Below are 15068 nucleotides of genomic sequence, written 5' to 3' on the forward strand. Positions count from 1 at the left end.
GCCGGAACCCAGGAGGTGGACATGGAGCTTCGGCACCTGCGCTACTTCGCCGCCGTCGCCGAGACGTGCCACTTCGGGCAAGCCGCCGACCAGCTGCATGTCGCGCAGCCGGCACTGTCCTACGCGATCCGGCAGCTCGAAGCCGAACTCGACGTGACCCTTTTCAACCGGACCACCCGCCAGGTCGAACTGACCGCGGCGGGGGAGTTCCTGCAGACCGAGGCCGCCCGCATCCTCGGCGGGGTCGACGACGCGGTGCGCGGCGTGCGGCGCATCGCCGCCGGACGCAGCGGGCTGATCCGATTGGGATTGACTGGGACGGCGGCGTTTTCGCACCTGCCACGCATCGCCCGGGTGGTCAAGCGCGAGCTGCCTGATGTCGCACTGGAGATCCGGGCCGACATGCTCACCCCCGACCAGTGCGATGCGCTGCGGGCCGGAGCGCTCGATCTCGGCGTCCTGCGTCCCCCTGCCGTCGGCGCGGACGTGCAGCTGCGCACCATCGAGGTCGAGCCACTCATCCTGGCGGTGTCGGTGGACCACCGGCTCGCCGTCGAGCCGGTCGTCTCCATGTCGGACCTGCGCGACGAGCCGTTCATCGTCTATGGCAGCCGCGATTCGGCCGTCAACGCGGCCGTGTTGCGCAGCTGCCGGGACGCCGGCTACGCGCCACACCAGGAGCACCGGGCTCCGGGTACCGCCGTGCTGCTCGCACTGGTCGCCGCAGGCCTCGGTGTCGCGGTGGTGCCGCAGTCGGTGCGGGCGCTGCCGCTGGACGGGCTGGTGTTCCGCGACCTGCTCGACGCACAGCACGTGGAGCTGTCGCTGGCCTGGCGTACCGGTGAGGACAACCCGCTGCTGCAGGCCGTACTCGACCTGCTCACCACCGCTCTTGTCACCGATTCCGTTGGGAGACAACGATGAAGATCACCCAGATCGAAGCAATCCCGTTCAGGGTGCCGTATCGCAAGCCGCTGAAGTTCGCCTCCGGCGAGGTGCACGCCGCCGAGCACGTGCTCGTGCGGGTGCACACCGACGACGGCGTCGTCGGCGTCGCCGAGGCGCCACCGCGGCCCTTCACCTACGGCGAGACCCAGCGCGGCATCATCGCGGTGATCGACGGGATCTTCGCGCCGCAGCTCGTCGGCCTGGCCCTGACCGAGCGGGAAGTCGCGGCGGCCCGGATGGCCCGCACGATCGGCAACCCGACCGCCAAAGCCGCTGTCGACATGGCCATGTGGGACGCGTTCGGGCGCACCCTCGGCCTGCCTGTCACCGATCTGCTCGGCGGCTACACCGACCGGATGCGCGTGAGCCACATGCTCGGATTCGCCGAGCCGGCCCGCATGGTCGCCGAGGCCGAACGGATGCGCGAGCAGTACGGCATCACCACGTTCAAGGTGAAGGTCGGCCGTAAGCCGGTCTCGCTGGACACCGCGGTCGTGCGGGCGCTGCGCGAGCGCTTCGGTGACACCGTCGAGCTCTACGTCGACGGCAACCGCGGCTGGTCGGCCGCCGAATCGCTGCGGGCGATGAACGAGATGGCCGATCTGGGGCTGTTGTTCGCCGAGGAGCTGTGCCCGGCCGACGACGTGCTCGGGCGACGCTGGCTCGTCGGGAAGCTCGGCGTGCCGTTCATCGCCGACGAATCCGTGCCGACCCCGGCCGACGTGACCCGTGAGGTGCTCGCCGGCGCGGCGACCGCGGTCAGCATCAAGACCGCACGCACGGGCTTCACCGGCTCGGCCCGCGTGCTGCACCTCGCCGAAGGGCTCGGCGTGGACGTGGTGATGGGCAACCAGATCGACGGTCAGATCGGCACGGCGTGTGCCGTGGCGTTCGGTGCGGCGTCCCCGCTGACCACCCGCTACGCCGGCGAGCTGTCGAACTTCCTCGACATGAGCGACGACCTGCTGACCGAGCCGCTGCAGATCAGTGACGGGTACCTGCACCGCCGGCCCGGAGCGGGGCTCGGCATCGACATCGACCCCGACAAGCTCGCCACCTACCGCACCGACCTGTGACTTGTGGAGTTTCAACCGTCCTCAGCACGGCTGAAACTCCACAAATCACTCGAAACAGAAGGGAATTGACCATGACCACCACCGAGAAGGCCTCGGCCGCCGCGTCCGGAGCCTCGGCCACCGAGCGGTTCCACACCGACAAGTCACCGTTCGAGGCGGTGCGTGACGTCCCGGCAGAGCGAGTCGACATGCTGGCCCGCGAAGTCCTCGACGCCGTGCACGCGACCATCCGCCGCCACCGGGTCAGCTACGACGAGTACAACGCACTCAAGGCGTGGCTCATCGGCGTCGGCCAGGACGGGGAGTGGCCGCTGTTCCTCGACGTCTGGGTCGAGCACGTCGTCGAGGACGTGGCGACGTCGCACCGGCACGGCAACAAGGGCAGCATCGAGGGCCCGTACTACGTTCCCGACGCGCCGGAACTGGGCGCCGACGCGACGTTGCCGATGCGCGACGGCGAGGCGGGCACGCCGCTGGTCTGGGAGGGGCAGATCACCTCAACCGACGGAAAACCGTTGGCGGGCAAGGTGGAACTGTGGCATGCCGACTCCGACGGGTTCTACTCGCAGTTCGCCCCCGGCATCCCGCAATGGAACCTGCGCGGCAGCATCTCCGCCGGGGCCGACGGCCGATTCCGCATCACCACCATCCGGCCCGCGCCCTACCAGATCCCCACCGACGGCTCGTGCGGCAAGCTCATCGCGGCGGCCGGCTGGCACGCCTGGCGCCCGGCGCATCTGCACGTCAAGGTCTCCGCGCCCGGGCACGAATTGCTCACCGCGCAGCTGTACTTCCCGGGTGATCCGCACAACGGCGACGACATCGCCGACGCGGTCAAGCCCGAGCTGATGCTGGCCCCGGTGGCTCAGCCCGACGGCAGCGAGCGTGTGCAGTACGGGTTCGTGCTCGATCCGGCGGGTGCCTGATGCTGTTTCACGTCCGGATGGACGTCCGCATCCCCCACGACATGGATCCCGACGTGGTCGCACACACCGTCGCGCGGGAGAAGGCCTACTCGCAGCAGCTGCAGCGGTCCGGCAAGTGGCCGCACATCTGGCGGATCGTCGGTGAGTACTCGAACTTCTCGATCTTCGACGTCGAGTCCAACGACGAGCTGCACACGTTGATCTCTGGCCTACCGCTGTTCCCCTACATGGACATCCATGTGACGCCGCTGGCGCATCACCCCTCCGACATCAACTAGGCGGTGATGTCGGCCGTCACCGCGTCGGTGGCGCGGATCAGGTCGGCCGGTGCCAGCGACACATCCCAGCCGCGCTTGCCCGCACTGCACAGCACCCGCTCGAAGTTCAGCGCCGAGGCGTCCACGACGGTCGGCAGCGGTTTGCGCTGACCCAACGGCGATATGCCGCCGAGCACGTACCCCGACGAACGCTGGGCTGCGGCCGGATCGGCCATCTCGGCTTTCGGCACCCCCAGGGCAGCGGCCGCCGCCTTCAGCGACAGCTTGGCCGGCACCGGCACGACGGCCACCGCCAGGCCCTTGGGCAGGGCTATGACGAGGGTTTTGAACACCTGCTCGGCGATCACTCCTGCCGCCGCGAGCTCGGCCACGGCCTCTGCGCCGAACGATTCATTGCGGGGGTCGTGGTGGTATTGCACCACTTCGTGATCGATGCCCGCCGCGACGAGAGCCGCGATGGCCGGGGTCGCTGCGCGTGCCACCGGGCCAGGTTAGCCCGAAATTGGCCCAAAACCGCCCGGGAACACAGCGCGCCCTGTGTGCTGTTGTTGCATGCAGCTTCGGTGGCCAGGGTGCACACCGGAGCTACCTGTCGGTAGCACGCTCTAGGATCGGAAGGGGATTTTTGGTGCCAACCGTGTGCCTTGAACGTCCGATTGACATCGGGCAGTTCGGCGGCGCCGCGACAGAAGGGACGGTGTTCCGCACCATGACTGACGTCGACGAGCGGGCTATGTCCGAGCCGCAGGAAACAGATGCGGAGCTCACCGCACGGTTCGAGCGGGATGCCATTCCGCTTTTGGACCAGCTCTACGGTGGTGCGCTGCGCATGACGCGCAACCCGGCCGACGCCGAGGACCTGCTGCAGGAAACCATGGTCAAGGCCTATGCCGGCTTCCGGTCGTTCCGCGAGGGCACGAACCTCAAGGCGTGGCTGTATCGCATCCTGACCAACACCTACATCAACAGCTACCGCAAGAAACAGCGGCAGCCGTCGGAGTATCCGACGGATGAGATCACCGATTGGCAGCTGGCGTCCAACGCCGAGCATTCCTCGACCGGCCTGCGTTCAGCGGAGGTCGAAGCACTCGAGGCGCTGCCCGACACGGAGATCAAGGCTGCGTTGCAGGCACTGCCCGAGGAGTTCAGGATGGCGGTGTACTACGCCGACGTCGAGGGATTCCCCTACAAGGAGATCGCCGAGATTATGGATACGCCGATCGGGACCGTGATGTCCCGGCTACACCGCGGTCGCAAGCAACTGCGCGATCTGCTGGCCGATGTGGCCCGCGATCGCGGCTTCATCCGAGGTGAGCAGCTTGGCGCACCGGAGGGAGTGACGTCATGAGCGACTTCGACGAGAACGAGCGCTGGACGCCTCCGATCGGACCCATCGACCCCGAGCATCCCGAATGCGCGGCGGTCATCGCCGAGGTATGGACGCTCCTGGACGGTGAGTGCACCCCGGAAAGCCGTGACAAGCTCAAGCATCATCTCGAAGAATGCCCGGCCTGCCTGCGCCACTACGGCGTCGAGGAGCGGGTGAAGCGGCTGATCGCCACTCGGTGCAGCGGTGAGAAGGCGCCGGATAGCCTGCGCGAGCGGCTGCGCATCGAGATCAGCCGCACCACGATCATCCGGGGCTGATCGGCGAAAGGCCTGGACAAGGCCAATTAATGCATGAAGGCCGGGCGATTGCCCGGCCTTCAGATCGCGGTTGACGCGGTCAGCGCACTGACTTCGAACCGGCGTTGGGACGCTTGCCGTGGTTCGCCTGTGAATGCTTACGATCGCGCTTCTTGCGGCCACGCTTGGCCATGATGTTCCTCCAGATGTTCGAGAGCTTGCTCCCCAGTGTCTCACGGCCTGGCTACAGCACCGTCCACCCGGTCTTGTGGTTCGATATAGCCCGAGATACAGACAGCAGCCAGAGTGAGTGGGGTGAAGAATGGCCGAGGACGTTCGCGCTGAGATCGTGGCCAGTGTGCTCGAGGTCGTGGTCCACGAGGGCGACCAGATCGGTGAGGGTGACACTCTGGTGCTGCTCGAGTCGATGAAGATGGAAATCCCCGTCCTCGCCGAGGTCGCGGGCACCGTGACGAAGGTCAACGTGGCCGAGGGCGACGTGATCCAGGCCGGCGATCTGATCGCGGTGATCGACTGACACTGGGCGCTCTTGCTTCTCGCACCAAGGTTGGTTGATGTCCACTCTCGGTGACTTGCTGGCCGAGCACACCATCCTGCCCGGCAGCGCGGTCGACCACCTGCACGCGGTGGTGGGTGAGTGGCAGCTGTTGGCGGACCTCTCGTTCGCCGACTATCTGATGTGGGTACGACGCGACGACGGCGTGCTGGTGTGCGTCGCACAGGTGCGGCCTAACACGGCGCCGACGGTGCTGCTCGCCGACTCGGTCGGCACTCTCGCCGCCGCCGATGATCTCCCGGTGGTCACCACGGCCTTCGAGTCCGGCGCGATCGCGGCAGGCACCGACGGCCAGCAGCACCTTCAGGAGGTGCCAGGGCTCAATGTCGAGGCGGTCCCGGTTCGGCACCGAGACCGGGTGGTCGCGGTGCTGACCCATCAGACCGCGCTGGCTGCCCGGCGGCTCGCGAGCCCGCTGGAGGGTGCGTATCTGAACTGCGCGAGCGACTTGCTGCACATGTTGGCCGAAGGCACCTTCCCCAACGTGGGTGACCTGGCGATGTCGCGGTCCAGCCCGCGGGCGGGCGACGGGTTCATCCGGCTCGATGAAGTCGGTGATGTGGTCTACGCCAGTCCCAACGCCATCTCGGCCTATCACCGGATGGGTCTGGCCTCCGAACTCGACGGGCACAACCTCGTCGCCACCACCCGCCCGCTCATCTCGGATCCGTTCGAGGCCCAGGAACTGGCCAACCATGTGCGGGATTCGCTCGCAGGCGGCTCCAGCATGCGCATGGAGGTCGACGCGGGCGGTGCGGCGGTGCTGCTGCGCACCCTGCCGTTGGTGGTGCACGGGAAAGCCGTGGGGGCCGCTGTGCTGATCCGTGACGTCACCGAGGTGAAGCGCCGCGACCGGGCACTGCTGAGCAAGGATGCCACCATCCGGGAGATCCACCACCGGGTGAAGAACAATCTGCAGACCGTCGCGGCGCTGCTGAGGCTGCAGGCTCGGCGCACCAACAACGTCGAGGCTCGTGAGGCGCTGATCGAATCGGTGCGCCGGGTGACCTCGATCGCGCTGGTGCACGACGCACTGTCGATGTCGGTCGACGAAGAGGTCAACCTCGACGAGGTGGTGGACCGGATCCTGCCGATCATGAATGACGTGGCATCGGTGGACACCCCGATCCGGATCAACCGGGTGGGGGATCTGGGCGTGCTGGACGCCGACCGCGCCACCGCGCTGGTCATGGTCATCACCGAACTGGTCCAGAACGCCATCGAGCACGCCTTCGACGTCAAGGCCCCGCACGGGTGCGTGACCATCCGCTCGGAGCGATCGGCGCGCTGGCTCGACGTGGTGGTGCACGACGACGGCCGCGGCCTGCCCGCGGGGTTCAGCCTGGAGAAGTCCGACCGGCTCGGCCTGCAGATCGTGCGGACGCTGGTCTCGGCAGAGCTGGACGGATCACTGGGGATGCACGACGCGCCCGATGGCGGCACCGACGTGGTGCTGCGGGTGCCGATCGGACGACGCGCACGGGGCATTCAGTAACGACGCCGGCTCAGCCGAATGCACAGATTCGTTTCGATTCGCAATGTGATTGTCGTAACGCAATTTGCTACCGAATTCGTCAAAAAAGAGTTACGGCCCCGACGAATTTCGTCGAGGCCGTAGCAACCTGTCGGGACAGGCGAGGGTTACACGCTGGTACGCGCCTTGGTGCGGGCGTTGCGACGCTTCAGCGCACGACGCTCGTCCTCGCTCATGCCACCCCAGACGCCTGCGTCCTGGCCGGATTCCAATGCCCAGCTGAGGCACTCGGTGGTCACCGGGCAACGGTTGCACACAAGCTTCGCGTCAGCGATCTGCGCGAGCGCCGGTCCGCTGTTTCCGACCGGGAAGAACAGCTCCGGATCCTCGTCGCGACAGACAGCCTTGTGGCGCCAATCCATTGGTCTAACTCCTTGTCAGATATGTATGTGTGCGCAGCAGAGCGCACGAGCTTTTTCTTCGGCTGTTAACGCGTGCATACGAAATGTTTCTGCACTGTTGCATCCGATGCTTTCACAGGCTGAACAGATGTCAATACTCGCGAGTTAACAAGTGCGCAATGTCACTTGCCCGACCTGTTACCAGAACCCTTACTCGGTTGTACTAGGCTCAACTCACCTGCGCCTTAAAACGACGGTAGCGGCTCAGTAATCGCAGGTCAAGAGGTTTTTGCCGGTGGCGCGACAACCCCGAGGGCCTCTGGGACGGCTGTGAACGTCATAGTTTCGCGCAGTCCGGCGTAATCTCCGTCGATCTGACACGCAACCGGCGTGTCGCTCGTCACTGTCACGCTTGTCACGTCGTCGTTACGGATCAGGTGCTTGCCGGCGATCCGTGGCTTGCGGGACACCATCTGCCGCACGAGCTTCAGGTTGGCCCACACGTTCATGCTGGTCGTCGCGAACACACCCAGCCCGGTCTCGAACGTGGTGTCGGGGTTGGTCCACACCGGGCGGCTGTTGGCGTAGGTCCACGGGCTCGAATTGGACACGAACACGAAATGCACGCCGGGGACAGGCTCGGCGCCGGGCAGGTGCAACGTCATCGTCGGATCTCGGCGGGCACTGGCCAGCACTTCCCGCACCGCCACGCGGATGTAGCGGGATGCGGTCACCTTGCGGCCTTTGGCGCGCTGCGCCTCCACGGCGGCGACGACCGCCCCGTCGACTCCCATCCCCGCGGTGAACACCGCCCAGCGTTCACCGCAGTCCATCAGCCCGATCCGGCGCCACTTGCCGCCGCGCCGGTAATCGCTGAGCAGGTCGACGAGCTGATTGGTGGCTTCGATCGGGTCCGGGCTGATGCCGAGAGCCCGGGCGAAGACGTTGGCGGAGCCACCGGGAACGACTGCGACCGCAGGTGCGGCGTCAGCGTCCGGGCGGCCACCGGAGTGCCCGAGAATGCCGTTGACGACCTCGTTCACCGTGCCGTCGCCGCCGTGGACGATGAGGACGTCGACGCCGTCGCGGGTGGCATCGCGCGCGATCTCGATGGCATGGCCGCGGTGGTCGGTGTGGACGACGGTCAGCTTCACCCGGCTTTCCAGGGCGTGGGCCAGAAGGTCACGCCCCGCAGGAGTGGTCGACGTCGCGTTCGGGTTCACGATCAGCACGGCGCGCACGGGGCATGAGCCTATCGGTGTTGTCAGCCCGCCGCGTTGGGGAGCAACGGAGGACAGGTGCCGGACGGGTCGGCGGCCAGCTCGAAATGCCACAACTCGTTGGCGTAGATCCGGCACAGTCCGAACCGCGCGCCGTTGGCGATCAGCCATTGATCGGCGCCCGGGCCGCCCACGTCGACCGCTTGGCCCATGACGTGCTTGGACTGCTCCGGCGTCTGCACGTACTGGCGCGCGGCGGCCATGCTGCCGTAGGTCTGTACCGCCTGCTCCAGCAACCGTTGTTGGAATTCCGGGGACCGCCATCCCGAGTTGATCGTCATGGTCACGCCGTCGGCCGCAGCGGCGGTGGTGGCGTGCTGGATGGCGGCCAGCAGCTGGGGGTCCAGGCGCCCGATCGCGGGGTCCTGCGTGTCGAAGGCGGTCAGCACCTGACCGTCGGCCAGCGCGCCCTCACTGTCGGCGGCCGCGGTTGGCGCCAGTGCCAACGCGGCGGCGGTAGCTACGACCCCGACGGTCACGGCGATACGCATGCGGCTCACCTTACGTCGGTCAGATTTCGCCGTCCTCGGCGAGCACATGGCTCGCGATCCGGAACGCGGTGTTGGCGTCGGGGACACTGCAGTAGATCGCCGTCTGCAGCAGCAGCTCTTTGATCTCCTCCACGGTGACGCCATTGCGCCGTGCGGCACGGACGTGCATCGCCAGTTCGTCGTGGTGGGCGCGAGCGACCATTGCGGTGAGTGTGATCAGCGAGCGGCTGCGCCGGTCCAGCCCCGGACGAGTCCAGATCTCGCCCCAGGCATAGCGGGTGATCAGATCCTGGAAGTCAGCGGTGAACTCCGTGACGGCGGCGGTGGCGCGGTCGACGTGCGCGTCGCCGAGCACCGCGCGGCGCACCGCCATACCGTCGTCGTAGGTGCTCATGACGTCTCCTTCAGATACTGGTGGGCTCGCTGTACCGCGATGTCCACGAGTGCCTCGGTGGCACCCAGATAGTCCGGGGCCGGCGGTTTCCCGGCCAACGTGCTCATGGCCTGTTGCTCGTCGTAAATACCCTGTGCCGCCGCTTGATTGGCGGCGGCGGACGCAGGGTCGAACCGCAGATCGGTCAGCAGCTCGGTGGCCTGTGACCCGGCCACCACGGTGCGACGGGCCAAGATGGCCAGTGTGGCCCATTCGGCGTGCCAGCCGCCGTCGGCGCGTTCGTCGACGCTCGCTGCTGATGCGGAGTGCAACGTCGCGCCCAACGGTGGCGCGGTGAGAGCGGCGCGGCGCAGTAGCACTGTCAGCACCGGATTGTTCTTGTGCGGCATGGTCGACGACCCGCCCCCGGAGCCCTCGGCCAGCTCGCCGGTGCGAATCCCGGCGGCGATGTCGTTGGCGATGTGCCCCCAGGCGTCGCAGCAGCCCACCAGAGCGTCACCGGCCCGGGTGACGGGTGACCGGGTGGTGTGCCACGGTGCCGCCGGCGCCAATCCCAATGCGGCCGCCCATTGTTCGGCGAGCTGCAGAGCCGTCTGCGCTGATCCGGTGAGCTCGGTGGTCGCGGCCAGGGTGCCGGCCGCGCCGCCTGCCGAAACCGCAGGCGCAGGTACAGCATTGAGCGTATCGCCCGCATCGAGCACGGCGGCGAGCCAGATCGCGAACTTGCGACCCGCGGTGCCCGGCAATGCCGGCTGGGTCAGGGTATGGGTGAGCATCGGTGCGGCTCGATGAGTTTCGATCAGCTCGACCAGTAGGCGCACCTGCGTGGTGAGGTCGCGGCGCACCGCGGCCAAGGCGTCGCGCAGACAGAGCATCAGCGCGGTATCGAGCACATCCTGACTGGTCAGTCCGCGGTGCAGCCACCGTGCCGTCTCGACACACGCCCGGGATCGCAACAAGGCCACCAAGCCGGTGACAGGGTTGCCGTCACGTTCGGCGCCCGCGGCGATCTCTTCCAGGTCCGCCCGCCCGACCAGTGTGCCGAGTTCTGTGGCCGCTGCCCAAGGTGCCACGCCTGCCGCGACAAGCGTTGCCAGCCAGGCATTTTCGGCCGCCACCAGCGCGCCGAGGAGTGCCGCCTCGCTCATCACGGGGCCGGCTCGATGGTCCCCGGGCCAGAACAGGTCGGTCACTGGCCCGGGTACCGCAGGAAGACCGTCTCGTCGCGACCCTGCAGCCGGATGTCGAAGCGCAGGCCCTGCGCGTCGCGCTCGGCGATCAACGTCTGCCTGCGATCCGCGGGCAGGCCGGCCAGCAGCGGCTCGGCGGCGCAATCCGGACCGGGTACGTAGGCGCGGGTGAAGAGCCGGTTAAGCAAGCCGCGCCCGAACACGGTGACGGCGATGAACGGGGCACGGCCCGGATCGGTGGCGCCGGGTTCGACTGTGCTGAAACCGAAGTGACCTTCGTCGTCGGTGGCCACCCGCCCGAACCCGGTGAATGTCCAGCCGTCGCGGCGAAGCGAACCCGCGGTGTGTGCGACATTGCCATCGGCGTCGGCCTGCCAAATCTCCAGCATGACGTCGGGCACGGGTCTGCCGTCACCGTCGGTGACCGTGCCGTGGAACCGGATGGCCCCCGGGATGCCCGGGGGGACAAGCTCGTTGCCGCGTTCGAACGGCAGCGCGTAGCCGTAGAAGGGGCCGATGGTCTGGCCCGGAGTCGCCGTCAACAGGGGGGCCTGGGGTGTGGCCGCCATCAGTGGTCCTCCTCGAAATGCGTACGCTGCGAACCGGTCAGGACGATGTCCCAGCGGTAGCCGGTGCACCACTCGTGCGTGGTGACGTCGTGGTCATACGCGGCGACGAGCCGGTCGCGGACCTTGGCGTCGGTGATCGACTGGTAGATCGGGTCCAGTGCGAACAGCGGGTCGCCGGGGAAGTACATCTGCGTGATCATCCGCTGCGTGAAATCCGTGCCGAACAAGGAGAAGTGAATGTGCGCCGGCCGCCATGCGTTGTGGTGATTCTTCCACGGGTACGGTCCGGGTTTGATCGTGGTGAACCGGTAGGTGCCGTCATTGTCGGTGAGGCAGCGTCCGACGCCGGTGAAGTTGGGGTCCACGGGTGCCCGATGCTGGTCGCGCTTGTGGATGTAGCGTCCCGCCGCGTTGGCCTGCCAGATTTCGACGAGTTGGCGGCGCACCGGCCTGCCGTCTCCGTCGACGATGCGTCCGGTGACGACGATGCGCTCGCCGATCGGGTCACCATGGTGTGCAATGGTCAGATCGGATTCAAGTGGGTGCACATCGCGTGCGCCGAATACCGGACCGCTGAGCTCGAGGGTCTCGGGATCGGCGTGGTGCAGATCCTTGGTGGGGTGACGCAGCAGGCTGCTGCGGTACGGTGCGTAGTCCAGCCGCGGCTGGGTTTCCTCGATGCCGGACTGCAGATAACCGGTTTCGATGGCGGCCATCTCGGCGTTGATCTCGGCCTGGCTTGCCGAGGCGCTGTCGGGATTGGTGTCGATGATCTTCACGGCGGCTTCTTTCAATCTCACTGCGCGACAGTCTTGTCGGCGGTCGGGCGGATGCCGAGCAGTTCCGTGGGCACCCCTCGGGTCTCGCGGGCGGTCATGGCGGCGCCCGCGGCGATCAGGCAGACAACTGCGGTGAAGATGCTGATCACCACCCAGCCGCCGTCGCGCACGCCACCCAGCGCGGTGACGATCGACGGCGCGAAACCTGCCACCAGGAAACCTAATTGGGTGCCGATCGCCACGCCGGAGAAGCGGACCTGGGTGGAGAACATCTCGCCGTAGAACGACGGCCAGACGGCGTTGGCCGCGGCGTAGCCGAACGAGAAGGTCGCGACCGCCAGCGCGAAGATGAGTGCCTGGTTGCCGCCGCTCATGGACAACATGTAGAAGGGCATCATCACCGCCGAAGACAGCGCTCCGTAGATGAACACCGGTTTGCGCCCGATCCGGTCGGCCAGCTTGCCGAACAGGGGCTGGGTGCCCAGCGCGACCACGTTGGCCGCCACCACGAGCCACAGCGTGATGTCGGCGGGCAGACCCACCTCTTTGCCGTAGGCGATGGCCAGGTTGCCGAACACTGTCGAAACCGCGGCGATGAACGCGCAGAAGATGACTCGCAGTACGTCGGCCCAGTGGTTGCGCAGCAACGGGATCAGCGGCATCCGGGCGATGGTGCCCGCGGCCTTCGCCTCGGTGAATTGCGGTGTTTCGTGCAGGCGACGGCGGATGAAGTAGGCAACGACGACCACTACGGCGCTCATCCAGAACGGCACCCGCCAGCCCCAGCCGTACTTGGCCTCATCGGGCAGCGAGACGAACGGGATGAGGATCAGCGAGGCGAGGATGAGACCACCCTGGGTTCCGGTCAGGGTCCACGACGTGTAGTACGCACGCTGATCGTCGGGGGAGTGCTCGAGGGTCAGTGAGCTGGCTCCGGCCTGCTCGCCGGCCGCTGAAAACCCTTGCATCAGACGGCAGATCACCAGCAGTGCCGGCGCGGCCCAGCCGATGGTGTCGAAGGTCGGCAGACAGCCGATCAGGAAAGTCGACAGGCCCATCAGCACGAGCGTGAACATCAGGACCCGCTGGCGGCCGACCCGGTCACCGAAATGGCCCAGTATGAATGCACCGATGGGGCGGGCGACGTAGGCGAATCCGAAGGTGGCGAACGACATGACCAGTGCCGCCTTGTCGCCGGACGGGAAGAACACGTGCGGGAAGATCAGCGCGGCGGCCGAGCCGAACAGGAAGAAGTCGTAGTACTCGACGGCGCTGCCCATGAAGCTGGCCAGCGCGGCGCGTCGTGGGGTACGGCCGGTCGTGGCGTCCGCAGACTGCGGGGCGGTTGTGGTCATGGCATGTTCCTCAGGTCGAATTGTGCTGGGCCGGGCTGGTTTACGAGACAAGATCGCGGAAATGGGCGGACATCCGGGCAGCGTCCGGGGCGACGCCGGTGATCAGGGCGAACGCGTCAACGGCCTGGTAGACCGCCATGTGACCGCCGTCGAGGGTGCGGCAACCGGCGGCGCGCGCGGCCTGGAGCAGGGCGGTGTCCAACGGGCGGTACACGATGTCGGCGACCCACATGCCGGAATGCAGCAGGGCGGTGTCGAAGGCCACGCCGGGGTGTTCGGCCATGCCGGTCGGGGTGGCGTGCACGAGGCCGTCCGTGTTGGGTAGCAGGACCGAGAGCTTGTCGAACGACGAGGCCTCGACGCGCGCGTCCGGGTGCCGGTCGGCGAGTTCACGGGCGAGTGCCGAAGCCCGGTCGACGTCGAGATCGACGATGCTCAAGTGGGCGGTGCCCAGGCGCATCAGGGCGTCGGCGACCGCGGTGCCCGCGCCGCCTGCGCCCACCAGGGTCACCGATGCGGTGGCAGCATCGGGTAGCCCTTCGGCGAAACCGTGCGCGAAACCCGTGGTGTCGGTGTTGTAGCCGACGGCCCGGCCCTCGCGGAACACGACGGTGTTGACCGCGCCGAGGGTGCGGGCGGTGTCGTCGATGTCGTCCAGGTGGTCGACGACGAGTTGCTTGCAGGGATGGGTGATGTTCAGACCGTCGTAGCCGAGCCTGCGGCTCCACGTGAGGATCTCGCCGACCTGCTCGGGGGAGAGCCCGAGAACGTTGAGGTCCAAGGTGCGGTAGACGTATTCCAGCCCCTGCGCTCGGCCTTCGGCCATGTGCAGTGCGGGTGTCAGCGAGGGGCCGACGCCGGTGCCGATGAGGCCCGCCAAGTAGGGCTGTCGCTGTGTCATGCTCCCTCGATCCTTAATGTACTAACTGGTTCGTTCGGAAAGTAGAGCACTGTGACGCCCGTCGCGTCAAGGGCGCACTGTGAGGTGGATCTCCGATCGAGGGGGTCAGGCCTGGCTGGTGAGCCAGCCGACCACCACGTCGCCGAGCATGCGACGCAGGTGGGCCCGACGCGACGTCTCGGTGAGGTCGGTGCCGAACAGGTAGCCGAAGGTGTAGCGGTTGGCCACCTGGAATACGCAGTAGGAGCTGATCACCAGGTGCACGTCGAGGGCGTCGACGTCATCGCGGAACATGCCGGCGGCGCGGCCGTCGCGCAGGATCCCGTCGAGCAGGGAGGTGGCGGGGGCGGAGAGTTCGGGCAGCTCACGCAGCTGCCGAATGAACTCGCCGCGGTGGATGTTCTCGATCGACACCAGTCGGATGAAAGCGTCGTGGGCGATGTGGTGGTCGAATGTCACCTCTGCCAGCCGGCGGATCGCCACCACCGGATTGTCGTGATCGACCCGAAGCTTCTGTTCGGCCTCGCGGATGCCGCGGTAGGCGTTCTCCAGAACGGCCAGGTAGAGCTGCTCTTTGCCGCCGAAGTAGTAGTAGATCATCCGCTTGGTGGTCCGGGTGCGTTCGGCGATCTCGTCGACGCGGGCGCCCGAATAGCCAGATTCGGCGAACACCTCGGTGGCCACCTCGAGCAGCTCCGCGCGCGTGCGCTCGGCATCGCGTTGCAGCTCGGCTTTGGGCTTGGCGGCCATGACCGGTGAGCTTACTGGGCAGCCGGTGACTTCCCGGCGCCCTCTTCCGCCCT

The 15068-nt window shown here is 67.2% G+C and carries 20 protein-coding genes; 8 read left to right on the forward strand and 12 right to left on the reverse strand.

Annotated elements, in window-relative coordinates; all coding sequences use genetic code 11:
- The first annotated feature begins 21 nt into the window (after positions 1 to 21).
- The 4 genes from RMCB_RS29830 to catC all read left to right on the forward strand — a co-directional run bounded on the left by RMCB_RS29830 (position 22) and on the right by catC (position 3228).
- Positions 22 to 924 (forward strand): LysR family transcriptional regulator, encoded by a 903-nt coding sequence (locus RMCB_RS29830; protein WP_029373622.1) that lies wholly within the window; start codon positions 22 to 24, stop codon positions 922 to 924.
- Positions 921 to 2024 (forward strand): mandelate racemase/muconate lactonizing enzyme family protein, encoded by a 1104-nt coding sequence (locus RMCB_RS29835; RefSeq protein ID WP_062831625.1) that lies wholly within the window; start codon positions 921 to 923, stop codon positions 2022 to 2024. The genes RMCB_RS29830 and RMCB_RS29835 overlap by 4 nt, the downstream gene beginning before the upstream one ends.
- 71 nt (positions 2025 to 2095) lie before the next feature.
- Positions 2096 to 2950, forward strand: coding sequence for a catechol 1,2-dioxygenase (gene catA, locus RMCB_RS29840; RefSeq protein WP_062831626.1), 855 nt, complete (start codon positions 2096 to 2098; stop codon positions 2948 to 2950).
- The gene (gene catC / locus RMCB_RS29845) at positions 2950 to 3228 is read left to right on the forward strand and encodes a muconolactone Delta-isomerase (protein WP_029373619.1); all 279 of its coding nucleotides are present in this window, start codon (positions 2950 to 2952) and stop codon (positions 3226 to 3228) included. The genes catA and catC overlap by 1 nt, the downstream gene beginning before the upstream one ends.
- Here the strand turns inward: catC and ybaK are convergent.
- Positions 3225 to 3710 (reverse strand): Cys-tRNA(Pro) deacylase, encoded by a 486-nt coding sequence (gene ybaK, locus RMCB_RS29850; protein ID WP_029373618.1) that lies wholly within the window; start codon positions 3708 to 3710, stop codon positions 3225 to 3227. The genes catC and ybaK overlap by 4 nt on opposite strands.
- 227 nt (positions 3711 to 3937) lie before the next feature.
- Here ybaK and RMCB_RS29855 point away from each other — a divergent pair, with 227 nt between their 5' ends.
- A complete protein-coding gene (locus RMCB_RS29855) occupies positions 3938 to 4576 on the forward strand; it encodes a sigma-70 family RNA polymerase sigma factor (RefSeq protein WP_109784474.1) in 639 nt (212 codons plus the stop codon).
- A complete protein-coding gene (rsrA, locus tag RMCB_RS29860) occupies positions 4573 to 4875 on the forward strand; it encodes a mycothiol system anti-sigma-R factor (protein ID WP_029373616.1) in 303 nt (100 codons plus the stop codon). The genes RMCB_RS29855 and rsrA overlap by 4 nt, the downstream gene beginning before the upstream one ends.
- 79 nt (positions 4876 to 4954) lie before the next feature.
- Here the strand turns inward: rsrA and RMCB_RS37015 are convergent, their stop codons facing one another.
- On the reverse strand, positions 4955 to 5047 hold the full coding sequence (locus RMCB_RS37015; RefSeq protein WP_087078850.1) for a 50S ribosomal protein bL37: 93 nt from the start codon (positions 5045 to 5047) through the stop codon (positions 4955 to 4957).
- Positions 5048 to 5176: 129 nt separating this feature from the next.
- Between RMCB_RS37015 and RMCB_RS29870 the strand changes: the two genes are divergently transcribed.
- Positions 5177 to 5392, forward strand: coding sequence for a biotin/lipoyl-binding carrier protein (locus tag RMCB_RS29870; RefSeq protein ID WP_029373615.1), 216 nt, complete (start codon positions 5177 to 5179; stop codon positions 5390 to 5392).
- Between the two features lie 37 nt (positions 5393 to 5429).
- Positions 5430 to 6926, forward strand: a complete 1497-nt coding sequence (locus RMCB_RS29875) for a two-component system sensor histidine kinase PdtaS (RefSeq protein WP_029373614.1) — start codon at positions 5430 to 5432, stop codon at positions 6924 to 6926.
- A gap of 146 nt (positions 6927 to 7072) precedes the next feature.
- Here RMCB_RS29875 and whiB1 read toward each other — a convergent pair whose 3' ends face one another.
- The 10 genes from whiB1 to RMCB_RS29925 all read right to left on the reverse strand — a co-directional run bounded on the left by whiB1 (position 7073) and on the right by RMCB_RS29925 (position 15015).
- Positions 7073 to 7327 (reverse strand): transcriptional regulator WhiB1, encoded by a 255-nt coding sequence (gene whiB1 / locus RMCB_RS29880; protein ID WP_029373613.1) that lies wholly within the window; start codon positions 7325 to 7327, stop codon positions 7073 to 7075.
- A 257-nt stretch (positions 7328 to 7584) separates the two neighbouring features.
- A complete protein-coding gene (locus RMCB_RS29885) occupies positions 7585 to 8547 on the reverse strand; it encodes a diacylglycerol/lipid kinase family protein (protein WP_062831628.1) in 963 nt (320 codons plus the stop codon).
- Positions 8548 to 8570: 23 nt separating this feature from the next.
- Positions 8571 to 9077 carry a M15 family metallopeptidase gene (locus RMCB_RS29890; RefSeq protein WP_062831629.1) on the reverse strand — a complete coding sequence of 169 codons (507 nt, stop codon included), beginning with the start codon at positions 9075 to 9077 and terminating at the stop codon, positions 8571 to 8573.
- A gap of 19 nt (positions 9078 to 9096) precedes the next feature.
- Complete coding sequence (gene pcaC / locus RMCB_RS29895; protein WP_062831630.1) at positions 9097 to 9471, reverse strand: 4-carboxymuconolactone decarboxylase; 375 nt, start codon at positions 9469 to 9471, stop codon at positions 9097 to 9099.
- Positions 9468 to 10664, reverse strand: a complete 1197-nt coding sequence (locus RMCB_RS29900) for a lyase family protein (RefSeq protein ID WP_062831631.1) — start codon at positions 10662 to 10664, stop codon at positions 9468 to 9470. The genes pcaC and RMCB_RS29900 overlap by 4 nt, the downstream gene beginning before the upstream one ends.
- Complete coding sequence (gene pcaG, locus RMCB_RS29905; RefSeq protein WP_062831632.1) at positions 10661 to 11230, reverse strand: protocatechuate 3,4-dioxygenase subunit alpha; 570 nt, start codon at positions 11228 to 11230, stop codon at positions 10661 to 10663. The genes RMCB_RS29900 and pcaG overlap by 4 nt, the downstream gene beginning before the upstream one ends.
- Positions 11230 to 11946 (reverse strand): protocatechuate 3,4-dioxygenase subunit beta, encoded by a 717-nt coding sequence (pcaH, locus tag RMCB_RS29910; protein WP_084388652.1) that lies wholly within the window; start codon positions 11944 to 11946, stop codon positions 11230 to 11232. Before pcaH ends, pcaG begins: the two co-directional genes overlap by 1 nt.
- Positions 11947 to 12026: 80 nt before the next feature.
- The gene (locus RMCB_RS29915) at positions 12027 to 13364 is read right to left on the reverse strand and encodes an MFS transporter (protein ID WP_062831633.1); all 1338 of its coding nucleotides are present in this window, start codon (positions 13362 to 13364) and stop codon (positions 12027 to 12029) included.
- 40 nt (positions 13365 to 13404) lie between these two features.
- Positions 13405 to 14265, reverse strand: a complete 861-nt coding sequence (locus tag RMCB_RS29920) for a shikimate dehydrogenase (protein ID WP_062831634.1) — start codon at positions 14263 to 14265, stop codon at positions 13405 to 13407.
- A 105-nt stretch (positions 14266 to 14370) separates the two neighbouring features.
- Positions 14371 to 15015 carry a TetR/AcrR family transcriptional regulator gene (locus RMCB_RS29925; protein WP_029373605.1) on the reverse strand — a complete coding sequence of 215 codons (645 nt, stop codon included), beginning with the start codon at positions 15013 to 15015 and terminating at the stop codon, positions 14371 to 14373.
- Positions 15016 to 15068: the final 53 nt, after the last annotated feature.

It is taken from the genome of Mycolicibacterium brisbanense, assembly GCF_001570425.1.
In the GTDB taxonomy this organism is placed as follows: Bacteria; Actinomycetota; Actinomycetes; order Mycobacteriales; family Mycobacteriaceae; genus Mycobacterium; species Mycobacterium brisbanense.